Raw genomic sequence first — 12,550 nt, 5'->3', positions numbered from 1 at the left:
TTGTATTGGATCAGGAGTTCCCGCATGCCCCGCCCTCCCCTGCCGCCGTTTGATGCGCAGAGTGCTTCCCTTAAAGTCCGGCTGGCTGAAGATGCCTGGAACAGCCAGAACCCGGCGCAGGTGGCCCACGCCTATACCCCGGACAGCCAGTGGCGCAACCGCACGGAGTTCATCCATGGGCGCGATGACATCATCGCGTTCCTGACGCGCAAATGGAGCAGGGAACATGATTACCGCCTGATCAAGGAACTCTGGGGGTTTCGCAACAATCGCATGGCCGTCCGCTTTGCCTATGAATGGCATGATGACACGGGCGCGTGGTTTCGCTCTTATGGCAACGAATTGTGGGAATTCGATGCGGATGGCCTGATGCGTGCCCGCTTTGCCTCAATCAACGACCTGCCGATTACGGCACGGGACCGGCTGTTTCACTGGCCCGGCGGTCGCCGCCCGGATGATCATCCGGGGCTTGGTGAGCTGGGGCTGTAATCTGCCATAAACGCAAAACGCCGCCTTGACTGCAAGGCGGCGCCCGGAATTTTTATGCCTGTCGGTCACGTCATGCCACAGGCTATGCCTGCTTGCGCGCGGCCCATCCCGTCTCGCGCAGGAAGAACGACAGCCCGATGGCAATGACGATGCCAATGATCAGCGGCATGAAGGCGTGTCGATATTCCACCATGTCCAGCGCCTGCCCCTTGCCCATCAGGGCCGAGACCAGCGGCGACATGATGCCCGTCGTGCCAAAGACAAGGAAGTTCATCACACCCGCGGCCGTACCCTTGACCTGCGGCGGGTTGACCTCCTTCATCGACGAGAACGGAATCATGGCCGCCCCCGAGGCAATACCCATGATGAGTGCGACCATATAGCGGGGCATGACGCCCACCGGCACATAGAGCGCGCACACCGATGCGGCCAGCAGGACCACGGCCCCGCCCAGCAGGACCGGCTTGCGCCGCCCGATCCGGTCGGAAATCCAGCCCAGCAGCGGGCAGCCGATCACCCAGCCGATCGGCACCATCGACACGTCAGAGGCGGCAAAGGCCATGGTCGTGCCTTCGCCACCGCTCAGCATCGAGGCCCCCCAGCCCAGCGCGCCAATGGTGGTGGGCACGAACAAAAGCCCGCCGATCACGCCAGCACACCAGCTTTGCGGGTTGGAGAAGATGATCCTGAACGGACGCAGCACATTGCCCACGCTCAGCGTTCCGTGATGCTGGGCGCTATCGCCTGAATCACGCGGCATGATGACCCACACTGCCGCCGCAAGCGCAAGGCCGATCACCCCGAAGCCCAGCCAGATATGCTCCCATGACACATGCCAGTGCCCTGCGGGGTCGATCAGCATGCGGGTCGGCTTGGAGCCAAAGGCGGCCCCGGCCATGCCCAGGCACTGCGTCAGCCCCACGAACAGTGCGAGCGTGCGCGCGGGCAGGTAGCGCGCCGCGACATAGGAGGCCCCCACAAACGCGCAGATCGCGCCAATGGCCTGAATGACGTAGCCGCCAATGCCCGCCACGGCACTGCCCTGGGCAAAGATGAGGCACCCCACGCCTGTCACGGCAATGAATCCGGGCAGGATGGCATGCGCGCCATAGCGGTCGAGCAGCACGCCCACCACCAGCGCCATCAGGGCATAGACGATGTAATAGGAGGCGATCATCAGGCCAAGATGGCTGTTGCCCCATGCGCTTGCCAGCTCATGCTGCATGATGCCTGGCGCCGAGCGGATCGCATATTGATAGAAATAGAACAGGGCGCACAGAAACCACGCCAGCACGTAAAGCGGCTGGAGTTTCTGCGGCTGCGCGCCGGATGCCGCAGGGGCGGCAGCGGTCGGCGGTGACGGGGGGATGGCCATGTGGGCTCCGATAGGGAGAAATGTTCAGGCATGGCAGGCGACCCGAAGGCCGCCTGCCGGTAAGCCGCAACGGGCTTGTTACTTCGCGGGCGGGCGACCGTTGGCGGTGGCCACGTGGCGGCCCCACGAGATCAGCTCGCTCGTGCAGTCATCACGTGGGATGACACATTCGATCAGCACCGGGCCATCCTTGTGGGCCAGCGCGGTTTTTACGGCGTCATCCAGCTCGCCCATGGTCGTGGCGCGCAGGCCCTTGCCGTTTCCGTCCTGGGCATTGAAGCCCTCGATCACGGCGGCGTAGTTCCAGTTCTTGATGTTGTTGTATGGCCCGTCGTGGATTTCCACCTCGATCGTGTAGCCCGCGTTGTTGATGAGGAAGATGATGACCGGCAGCTTGCGGCGCGTCATCTGCCCCACTTCCTGCGCGGTGAGCTGGAAGGAGCCGTCACCCACCATCAGGATGTTGCGGCGCTCGGGCCTGCCCACCGCGTAGCCGAACATGGCCGGGACCGACCAGCCGATATGGCCCCACTGCATTTCATATTCCACGCGCGCGCCACGCGGCAGATGCGTGCGCGAGACGTTGAACCAGGAATCGCCGGTCTCACCAAAAATGGTGGTATCAGGGGTGACGATCGACTGCAGGGTGCGCTGGATGTGCTCACGCGTCAGCTTGGCATCCTTGGCCACGTTTTCAGGCGTGACGGCCGTGGTGCCACCACCGATGCGGCGGTATTCCACCATCGTGGCGTCTTTCTTCGCCTTGCCTGCGAAATACCGGGCCACGCCATCAAGCACGTCGCGCAGATGCACGCTGTTGAAGGCCGCATCACCCACGATGGTGCTGTCCTTGTCGGCATTGACCACGTTCGCACCCCTGGGCCAGGCGGTCCAGCCTTCGGTCGAGTAATCGTTGAAGATGCAGCCAAGGGCGATCACGCTATCGGCCCAGTTGAAGATGTCGCACACATGCGGCGAGCTGGCGCTGCCCCAGAAGGTGCCGACATAATTGGCGTGGTCCTCGGGGAAGAAACTCTTGGCCGCCCCCATGGTCGCGACACAGCAGCCCAGCGCATCGGCCAGGCGGATCGCGGCCTGCTCGGCGCCAGCAGCCCGCAGCTTGCTGCCGACCAGGATCACGGGCTTCTGCTTGCCTTCAATGAAGGTGGCAACCGCCTTGACCGCAGCCGCCAGCGTATCCGCATCGGAGGCCGGTTCGTTGATGACGGCGCTGATCGGGCCGGGCGCACGACAGGGCTGGGCGGAGACGTTGCAGGCGATTTCGATATAGGCGGGCTTCTTTTCACGCAGCGCCGTGCGGATGGCGTGATCGATCTTCTCCGGCGCGTCCTCGGCGGAGGTGATCGAGACGGCAGCGCAGGTCAGTTCCTTGGCAATGCGCAGCTGGTAGCCGTAATCGGAGGTGCCGATCGTGTGGTGCAGGATATGCCCGCTGCCATGGTCGTTGGAATTGGGCGCACCCGAGACGAGGATGACCGGCAGGTTCTCGGCATAGGCACCGCCAATGGCGTTGAGCGCCGAGAGCGCCCCCACGCTGAAGGTCACGACTGCCGCAGCTGCCCCGTTGGCGCGGGCATAGCCTTCGGCCGCGAAGCCGCAGTTGAGTTCGTTCGAGCAGTAAACCTGCTCGGTGCCGGGGTTCATCAGCAACTGGTCAAGGAGAACGAGGTTGTAATCTCCCGCCACGGCAAAATGATGCTTGAGCCCGATCTGGGCAAAACGCTGTGCAAGATATGTGCCAACCGTATAGGCCATCGGTATTCTCCTGTCTGAATACTGTTACTGGAATGGTAAATATCGGAACGTGACATAGACCGTGTTGCCCGACGTGGTCGGATAGACACTGTTGCCCATGCCATCATTGCCCCTGAAGGCAAATTTCCGGATATAGGTATACTGGACACCCCCCATGACACTGCCGTACTGGCCATCAAGGAAATGCCACCACCCGCCTGCCGTAAGCGAGGCAAGCGTTCGGGTCTGTGCATTGCACGTGCCGAATTCGACATCGCAGCCGCCGAGGTTCTGGTCGGTTATGCCGTAACCGACCTGGCTCCCGTCAGCTGCCGTATAACGGCGGCGGCCCGCGGTTTCCACGCCGCCATAAAGGTAGAGCAGCACGGAACTGTCCGGGTGGCCGATCAGCCCCAGCGCGCCATGCATTTCGGGCACGGGCGCCAGTTCGCCCCGGCTGTTGAAGGTGGTGTCGGGCAAAAGGGAGGGGCCATAGCGGCCAATCCCCTCGCCCGCCAGCACATTGCCGGTCAGTTGCAGTTTTGGCGTGGCCAGTGGCACGGTCATGCCACCGCCAACACCGCCGCCAAAGCGCGTGACCTGATGCGTGTGGGTGCTGCCCGGCGTCTCCACAACCGAGCGGAACCACCGCGCAAGGCCAAAGACTTCATAATGCCCCACCGATGTATCAACCGCGCCCTTGAGCACGATATCCGGGACGGGGTTGTCGGTGTACTGCGTGTCGGGGTTGAGCAGCACGCCGCCAGCATTCTCGTAGTAAACGCGCGGGCCCACCGTCTCGTCGCCCGTGGCAGGCAGGGTGCCCCCTGACGCCGTGGCGGAGGATACGGTCGCCTGCGGGTCTTCTATGGACAGGGCGAGCCAGTATTTCTGCCCCCAGTCCTTGCCGATACGGATCTGCGGCACGCGGGTGAAGGTGATGCCGGGGATCTGGTTGTTATCGGTCACTGCGGGCAGTTGTTCGTTACGCGGCAGCACGCCCTTGGCATAGCCGGTGGTCAGGCTCCAGGCCTGGCCCATCAGCAGGTGAAAGCCCCACGCCTTCTGGGTAAAGGTAAAGTAACCCTGTCGCAGCCGGGGCACGTAGCCATTGATCTGCACGCTGTTGGTCGAACCACCCGAGCCGCCAAAATCGGATTCAACGTAGGCCTGCAGCCGCACTGATGATGTCGGGTTTGCCTCAAGCAGGGTGGAAAAACGGCTGAGCTGGGCCGAGAGCCGTTCCTCGCTCAGGCCATGGTTGGGGCTGTTGGCGTAGGGAAAGTTGTTCCACGCCGTGGCTGGCCCGCTGGTCATGTTGGAATCACGCCAGATATTGGACAGTTCCAGGAACCCGCCAATTCTTACGGAAATATTGCCGATACTGAATACAGGTGGCAGCCGGTCCACCGATGTCTGGGTAATGGCCAGCGGACTGGAAGATGACAGGTCGACCGAAGAGCCATGCGGGGCGCCCTGCGCGGCGGCATCGGGGCCAAGATAGCGAAAGAACGGGGCATCCGCGCTGGCCGAACCGATCCTGATATCGCTGGCGGCCGGCTCTTCCGTAACCGGTATGCCTGTACTGCCCGCATGCGGGTGCAACGGGTAGGAGCCGCGCAGGGTGCGTGGCGTTGTTGCCGCCTCACTCGGCGTGCTGGCATGCGCGCGGCTGCTGCGGCGTTTTTCCATGGCCGCGAATTTGGCTTCAAGGCTGCGGATCTGTGATCTGATGGCCGCCATTTCCTCATCATCAACATCTGCCAGCGCAGTTGAGGACCATAATACAAGACTGCATATACACATGCCCGCCGTAACAGGACCGGAACGCGCCAGTCTTGTCATGAAGCGGAAGGGGAACGCTGTGTTCATGAAATCCTCAGGCTGGGCATGCTTGAAAAAAAATACCTCTGGGCGGACAGGATGGAGGTGAGAGACAGCCATCAGTCAGTATTAAGGTTGATGGTCAGCTATGCTTGTGAACAAAGCAAAAAAAACAGCCATGACTGTAATTCCGCGCAGGACCATGACGTAACTGGCGCCCGTCAGGCACCTGCCACATGGCCCGCGACAAAATCCGGGCAGGGGTGACTGTTCTGCCCAAAACGGGTCAGCAATACAGTTAAAGCATTATTTTTATTTCTATTTTCCTGTTTTTACTATCTATAAAAAATCTGGCGCATTATGTCGCCCCGGCTGACCGGTCGCGCCACTGCTTGCCTGTTAATAATGGAGCGGGCAACCCTGCTCTTTGATCTTCGTCAATTGAGAGGGAAAAATATTTTCTTATTTTTGTATATATCGGGAGCGATAAAAATATTACGTAAATATAATACGCTGTATCAGGCCATGACTGACCCCGCGCCAAACGGCGCATCAGGCGCGCGGCAACTTTACAAACAACATGAATGGAATATCAGGATGCAGCGCATGTGAACCGCTGTGGTGGTAGCAGAAAGGGAACCCGTTCCCGGCGCAGTCGTGTCAATGCAGCATGCGTGCATCCGGATCATATGGCCTGACAGGGTCGCGCTGTCTGTATTGTACAGGCATTGGAATATCAGGACGTGGCCCCTCCGTGTACCAGCCGTAAAGCGGTTGAAATCCACGGGGCACCAGTATTGCGGGAAATATGTCTGTTTTGTGGTTTATTCGTGACCATATCCGGTATGGCTTCATCACCGCCCGGCAACAGGTCAGCCAGGACAGGACACGATATTTTTTAAACAACGTGTTGAGGGAACATTACAGTGCCGGGTGCTCCCCTGTCCGTATCCACGCCAAGAGAGCGTACCCGGTTTTATGGCCTGCAAGCCTGCCGGGCCAGTCTGTCTTTTACCTTACGCGCCATCCTGTTCTTGCTGGCCGGGAGTAAAACGCCCCTGAAAAGCCAGTTGGTGCAATGGCCGGCGCCCTGATGGCTTTTCGCGTTCCTGCAATGATTCGGGGAGGCTCTTCGCCTCTCCCTGTCGGCCGATGACAATGGCAGCATTGAGGGCGTAATCCTCGGGTAACTCAAGTCCTGCGCGCGCCCGCTCCTGATCGAACCCGCTGACGGGATGCGCAGCCCACCCGGCGGTGCTGGCCTGAAGCTGGATCAGCACTGCGGCCGCCCCCGCATCAAACGCATGGGTGGGCGCGGGCACCGGCTCGGCGCGGCCGCTCATGACGGTATGCGATGCAACATAGACCAGTGCCGAGGCATGCTGCGCCCAGCCATGGTTGAACGGGATCAGCCATGACAGGAACCGCTCCCATTCCGGCGTATCGCGGCGGGCATAGATGAAGCGCCAGGGCTGTGAATTATAGGCCGATGGCGCCCAGCGCCCGGCATCGAGCAGGGCCAGCAGTTCCGCCTCGGCAATCGGAGCGGGTGTAAAGGCGCGGGGCGACCAGCGATCAAGGATCAGACGCGCGACCGGCGTGTCGGACTGGCGTTCGGGTGCTTTGGTCATGAGACTCCTGTTTTCAATACCATCCAGAATATAAACACGCGGGAAGCGGACCGATACCCTGCCCCCAATGGACGTCCCCGGCAGTCGCGATCCGTTCGCCGCGCTTCAAGACTGGCATGGCACATCTTCCAGAACAGTGAAGCCATGGGTCCCGTCACGCTCCAGTTGGGCTACAAGCCCGAATTCCCAATCCAGATAGGCCTGCATTGCGGCGGTAGCATTATCGGTCCCTTCATAGGGGCGCTTGTACACGTCATCCGCCCGCGACAGGGCACGGTTTTCATCCAGCCCGGTTTCAAGCGGCAGGCCCGCATCATGCCATGACCGGGTGCCCCCCGCCAGTACGCGCACGGGCACGCCCTGTTTATGGAGGTCCGGCGCGGCAATGCGCGCGCCCAGCCCATCAGGGCAAGTCAGCACAATTCCTGCACCCTTCTCCCATGCCTGTGCGGGCAGGTCACTGCGAATGGCGAAGACCGCACCGGGCACATGCCCACGGCGAAACGTGGGGCTGGGGGCCAGGTCGATTACAACCGGCGCATGCGGCGTTTCCAGTTCCGCCGCCAGTTCCAGCACCCCCACCGTCTCCACCTCCGGCAGTGGTGCTGCCAGCACAACGGGTTCAGGCCCCGTGGCGCGCGGCAGGGCTGCCCAGTCGTGCAGGACATAGACTTCCCGCCAGCCCAGTTGACGGAGCCAGTGGCCTGTCATGCGGGCACGCACGCCGTCATCATCCGCCAGCACGATCGTGCCATGGCGCACACCGATCCATTCATCCGTGGCCTGTACCAGTTGCCCACCGGGCGCGGAACGGAAACCCTTGAGGTGCTCTGTCTCGTATTCCTCGGGTGAGCGGACATCAAGCCGGTAAAGGGTACGCCCTGCCTGCGCGGCCAGCAGGTCCAGCGCCGTGCGCCCGATTTCCCTGACACCCGCGCGGTGGGCAAGGGAGCGGGCTGCCGCGCGCGCCCTGTCCACATTATGGGCCGATGGCGCTCCGGCCCGGCGGGTGGCGCCGTGATCGAGTTGCAAGCCAGCCAGTGTCCAGCCGATCGTACCGTTACGCAGCGCAAAAACGGGGTTGGGAATACCCGCATTGACCAGGGACTGCGTGCCGATAATGGAGCGCGTGCGCCCGGCGCAGTTTACCACCACCGTTGTATCGGGCGATGGCGCAAGGTCACGCACACGCAGCGCCAGTTCCGCCCCCGGCACGGAACGGGCGGTCGGGATGGACATGGTATTGTATTCACCAAACCGCCTGGCATCGAGGACGACAATGTCCTCCCCCCGCTCCAGCCGCGCATGCAACTCCCCCGCCGCGATTGATGGTGTGCCGCGCACATGCTCCACCAGTTCCCCGAATGCCTTGGAGGGGACATTGACATCAATGAACACTTCCCCTCCGGCTTCCCGCCAGCCCTCCAGGCCACCTTCGAGCACACTGACATCGGTATAACCCAGTGCCGCCAGCACCGGCAGCGCGCGGGCAACGCGCCCTTCCCCATCATCATAGAGCACGATGGGCGCATCGCGACGTGGGACCAGGCCCCCGATGCGTTCCTCGATGCGGCCCAGCGGCAGGTTGACGGCAAACAGGGGGTGGGCTGCGGCAAACGGGCCTTCCTCGCGCAGGTCGAGCAGGGCGATTTCATGGCCATTGCGCAGGCGATCGCGCACCAGGCTTACGGCTGCGATGCGTACCGCAACGGGAAACTGCGCGTTCATGCGGCCTCCGCACGGCGGGAGCGATCCCACAGATTGGGCACTTCAGCACTGGAATAGCCTGAAATGAAGGTTTTTTCCGCCCCCGTGGCCACATCATAGGTCGCGCGTGAAACGCCACCGATATTGTCACCATAGACATGGATGGAAATTGAAGTCCGGTCCGGCAGGGCATTGGCCACAAGATGGTAGTCATTGACGCCCGGCGTCAGGGAAGCCACCTGCCCCGGCTCAAGAAACGTGGTCTCTATGGCGCGGAACGTGCCATCAGGGTCACGCGCGTACTGGGTTTCGCTCTCGCGCCCCCGCAACATGCCGATCAGGCCCCAGACACGGTGATCATGCAGCGGCGTTTTCTGCCCTGGCCCCCAGACAAAACTGACAACCGAAAAACGCTCCAGCGGATCGCAATGCAGCAGGTACTGGCTGTACCGCGCCGGGTCGGGGCGGGTAAAGGGCTCGGGCAGCCAGTTGTCCTGCCCGAGCAGCCCGCGCAGCAGGTCAGCCCCTGCCGCCTGAATGGCGAACGGCGTCAGACCGCGATCGTACAGCCTTGTAAGATCAGCCACAAAATCGCGTAGCGGTGAAATGGTGCTCATGTCATTCAGTCCAGTAAATCGGGTTCAAGGGCCACGATCCAGTCCCACAGGGGCTGGAAGCAGAAATATCCACCCTGCTGGGTGCCCACCTGGCTTGCGGTCAGGCGCGCGATATCGGGGGCAATGGGTTTGACATGCCCGGCCGCCTCGGCCAGCAACTGGGTATGGGCGGCGTTGTCCATGCTCAGGAACCACCACGCTGCCGCTTCCACCGTGGGGCCGACGGTCAGCAGGCCATGATTTTGCAGGATCAGCGCCTTGCGCGGGCCAAGGGCGTGGGCCAGGCGCGCGCCTTCGCTGTCATCGAGCACCACGCCGCTGAACGGATCAAAAAGCGCATGATCCTCATAGAACGCACAGGAATCCTGCGTGATGGGCAGCAGTTCCTTTCCCAGCGCGGAAAAAGCCTTGCCATAGGTGGAATGGGTGTGCGCTGCCGCAATGACATCGGGCCGCGCCCGATGCAGGGCGGAATGGATGGTAAAACCCGCCGTGTTGATGGGCCGCTCGCCATGCAGGATCGTGCCGTCGTGATCCACCAACTGGAGATCGGACACCCTGATCCGGGAGAAATGGACCGCCAGCGGGTTGATCCAGTACTGATCGGGAAATTCGGGATCGCGCGCGGTCACGTGTCCGGCCAGCCCCTGATCGAACCCATGGCGGGCAAACAGGCGGAACGTTGCGGCCAGCCGCTGCTTGCGGTGCAGGCGCTCGGCTTCAAACGACGCGGCTGCCGGGCGCGGTTGCAGCCTGCGTGCCCGTGCCTGCGCCTGATTCTGCCGCGAAGAGGGTACTACGTTCATGATAAGGGTTCCCTGTCAGGAAAGATCAGTCACCACGGGCCGTATCCACCACATCACGGAGCGGACGATGCCGGGGAAACGGTTCAGATTGTCCGCGATGCAGCGGGCAGGGTTTTGAGCCAGGAGTCTGGGCCAGAATTCCGGGCCAAGGTTCCGGGCCAGGGCGCTGCCATGCCTCGCCCCCTCAGGCCGCCGCCGTCCGGCCGCGTCCGTCCTCGGCCGCAATCAGGGCCCTGACGCGCGGGATCAGGTCACGCCCGTATTCATAGGCATCCTCCAGCGGATCAAAGCCACGGATCAGGAACGTGCTGATCCCGATACGGTAATAATCCAGCAGGGCTTCCGCCACCTGATCGGGCGTGCCGACCAGCGCGGTCGAATTGCCGCGCGCGCCGGTCAGGGCGGCGATGCCGGTCCATAACCGCTTGTCGAGGCGCGCACCCTTTTCAGCCGCGGCCAGCAGGCGGCGCGAGCCTTCGTTCGGGATGTGGGCGGCACGGGTGTAGCCGGTTTCAGCCTGCAGGGCGCGGGCGGTTTCAAGGATCCGGTCGGCCCTGGCCCAGGCGGCCTCCTCCGTATCCGCCAGGATCGGACGCAGGGAGAGCGAAAAGCGCGGCGCCCGCCCGTGCCTTGCCGCGGCGGCCCGCACGCGCGCTACGGTTTCACTCACCTGTTCATAGGTTTCGCCCCACAGCGCATACACATCGGCATGCTTGCCCGCCACGACGATCGCCTCATCGGAAGAGCCGCCGAAATAAACGGGAATGCCACTTTCACGGTAAGGATGAACCAGCGAACTGGCGCCGCGCACAGTGTAGAAATCACCCGTATAATCAAAGGGCGCGCGGCTATCCCACTCCGCGCGGACGATATCCAGATATTCGCTGGTGCGGGCATAGCGCCGGGCCTTGGTCGTATGATCGCCATCGGCCTGCAGTTCCACATCGCTGCCGCCGGTAATGATATGCACCGCCACCCGCCCCCGGCTCAGGTTATCGAGCGTTGCCAGTTGCCGCGCCGCGATGGTGGGAGCGTTGAAACCAGGCCGGTGGGCAATCAGGACCCCGAGATCACGCGTAACCGAGGCGACATGCTGCGCCAGGAGGATGCTCTCGGGAGAATTGGAGTGAAACGCGATCAACGCACGGTCGAAACCGGCGTTTTCGTGAATCTTGGCCGAAGCCTCGATATGGTTGAGATCAACAGCCGCCCCCTGCGGAGGAATGGTTTCCGACTGATTGCGACTGCCAATAAAGCCGATAAATTCCACAGGCATTGTTGCTATCCCCATATTGCACGACGATGATATGTCGTTTAGAAAAAAATATCATATCGTTTGCGTTAATTGGCAATTTAAAAACCTTTATATAACGTTTTAATATCGTTAATATGAGATGCCCTTTCCTGCCTTCCGGAGACAAGTCATCGTGTCACACCCCCCTGCTCCGCGCGCGCCACAGCGGATGGCGCGCAATGTCCAGACTGAACTGCTGCGTTCGTTTGTTGCCATTGTGGAGGCAGGCTCCATGGCGCAGGCGACGGAAACGATCTTCCTGACCCAGTCCGCCCTGAGCCTGCAGATGAAGCGGCTTGAGGACATGCTGCAGCAAAAGCTGTTCCGGCGCGACGGGCGCAGGCTGCTGCTGACCGCAACGGGCGAGGAACTGGTCACCTATGCCCGCCAGTTGCTGGCACTGAATGACCGGATCATGCAGAATCTGGGCCAGCAATCCGACCCCGAGCCGATTACGGTCGGCATGGTCCAGGATTTTGCCGATACCATCCTGCCAGACGTGCTGGGCCGCTTCCGGCTGGAACATCCGCGCGCGCGGCTGATCGTGCGGGTGGGCGGCTCGATGGAACTGCTTGAACTATTTGACCGTTCGCGCCTTGATCTGGTGCTCTGCCTTGGCCAGCATGGCGACCGGGCCGGTGCATCATGGGATGTCGTGGGCCATGACCGGATGGTGTGGCTGGGAGATCCCGCCCATATCGAACGCGAGGAACTGCCCCTCGTGCTGCTCGAACCGCCCTGCCGTTTTCGTGATGCCGCTCTGCGCACCCTGACGGAAGCGCGGCGGGAGTACCGGATCGTCATGGAAACACCCAACCTGCCTGCCCTGCGCGCAGGCGTGCGTGGCGGGATCGGGATCAGTTGCCGCACGCGCCGGTTTGCCGCAGCCGAAGGGCTGCCGGTCATCACCACCAGGTCACTGCCCCCCGTGCCCGATATCGAAACCATTCTGGTCCGGCGTGACGGGCTGGCGGATAGCGCCCATGATTTTGGTGACCTGCTCGCTGATGCGGCGGGGAACCAATAAATAATCCTCACATGCAGGTTGAGGG

Annotated in this window: 11 protein-coding genes; 3 read left to right on the top strand and 8 right to left on the bottom strand. The window is 62.1% G+C overall.

The window, feature by feature from the left end; all coding sequences use genetic code 11:
- Positions 1-24: 24 nt before the first annotated feature.
- A complete protein-coding gene (locus tag HNW77_RS02760) occupies positions 25-489 on the top strand; it encodes a nuclear transport factor 2 family protein (protein WP_172155158.1) in 465 nt (154 codons plus the stop codon).
- Between the two features lie 82 nt (positions 490-571).
- Here HNW77_RS02760 and HNW77_RS02755 read toward each other — a convergent pair whose 3' ends face one another.
- The 3 genes from HNW77_RS02755 to HNW77_RS02745 form a co-directional block, all read right to left on the bottom strand.
- Positions 572-1,864 (bottom strand): MFS transporter, encoded by a 1,293-nt coding sequence (locus HNW77_RS02755; protein ID WP_172155156.1) that lies wholly within the window; start codon positions 1,862-1,864, stop codon positions 572-574.
- Between the two features lie 78 nt (positions 1,865-1,942).
- Positions 1,943-3,640 carry an alpha-keto acid decarboxylase family protein gene (locus tag HNW77_RS02750; RefSeq protein WP_172155154.1) on the bottom strand — a complete coding sequence of 566 codons (1,698 nt, stop codon included), beginning with the start codon at positions 3,638-3,640 and terminating at the stop codon, positions 1,943-1,945.
- Positions 3,641-3,664: 24 nt separating this feature from the next.
- Complete coding sequence (locus HNW77_RS02745) at positions 3,665-5,491, bottom strand: hypothetical protein (RefSeq protein ID WP_408886754.1); 1,827 nt, start codon at positions 5,489-5,491, stop codon at positions 3,665-3,667.
- Between the two features lie 312 nt (positions 5,492-5,803).
- Here HNW77_RS02745 and HNW77_RS02740 point away from each other — a divergent pair, with 312 nt between their 5' ends.
- Positions 5,804-6,055, top strand: coding sequence for a hypothetical protein (locus HNW77_RS02740; RefSeq protein ID WP_172155152.1), 252 nt, complete (start codon positions 5,804-5,806; stop codon positions 6,053-6,055).
- A gap of 404 nt (positions 6,056-6,459) precedes the next feature.
- On the opposite strand, the gene HNW77_RS02735 is transcribed toward HNW77_RS02740, so the two are convergent.
- From HNW77_RS02735 to HNW77_RS02715, 5 genes are all read right to left on the bottom strand, one after another.
- Positions 6,460-7,074 carry a nitroreductase family protein gene (locus HNW77_RS02735; RefSeq protein ID WP_172155150.1) on the bottom strand — a complete coding sequence of 205 codons (615 nt, stop codon included), beginning with the start codon at positions 7,072-7,074 and terminating at the stop codon, positions 6,460-6,462.
- Positions 7,075-7,179: 105 nt separating this feature from the next.
- The gene (locus HNW77_RS02730; protein ID WP_172155149.1) at positions 7,180-8,802 is read right to left on the bottom strand and encodes a rhodanese-like domain-containing protein; all 1,623 of its coding nucleotides are present in this window, start codon (positions 8,800-8,802) and stop codon (positions 7,180-7,182) included.
- Positions 8,799-9,398, bottom strand: coding sequence for a cysteine dioxygenase family protein (locus tag HNW77_RS02725; RefSeq protein WP_172155148.1), 600 nt, complete (start codon positions 9,396-9,398; stop codon positions 8,799-8,801). The genes HNW77_RS02730 and HNW77_RS02725 overlap by 4 nt, the downstream gene beginning before the upstream one ends.
- Positions 9,399-9,403: 5 nt before the next feature.
- On the bottom strand, positions 9,404-10,204 hold the full coding sequence (locus HNW77_RS02720; RefSeq protein ID WP_172155147.1) for a class II aldolase/adducin family protein: 801 nt from the start codon (positions 10,202-10,204) through the stop codon (positions 9,404-9,406).
- Positions 10,205-10,388: 184 nt separating this feature from the next.
- Entirely contained in the window at positions 10,389-11,480 is a 1,092-nt protein-coding gene (locus tag HNW77_RS02715) for an LLM class flavin-dependent oxidoreductase (RefSeq protein WP_172155146.1), read from the bottom strand.
- A gap of 151 nt (positions 11,481-11,631) precedes the next feature.
- On the opposite strand from HNW77_RS02715, the gene HNW77_RS02710 reads away from it, so the two are divergent.
- Positions 11,632-12,525 (top strand): LysR substrate-binding domain-containing protein, encoded by an 894-nt coding sequence (locus HNW77_RS02710; RefSeq protein ID WP_276592059.1) that lies wholly within the window; start codon positions 11,632-11,634, stop codon positions 12,523-12,525.
- Positions 12,526-12,550: the final 25 nt, after the last annotated feature.

The organism is Komagataeibacter melomenusus, assembly GCF_013155395.1.
In the GTDB taxonomy this organism is placed as follows: domain Bacteria; phylum Pseudomonadota; class Alphaproteobacteria; order Acetobacterales; family Acetobacteraceae; genus Komagataeibacter; species Komagataeibacter melomenusus.
Note: the sequence above shows the minus strand (reverse complement) of the source record. Positions and strands in the feature narration are given on the sequence as shown.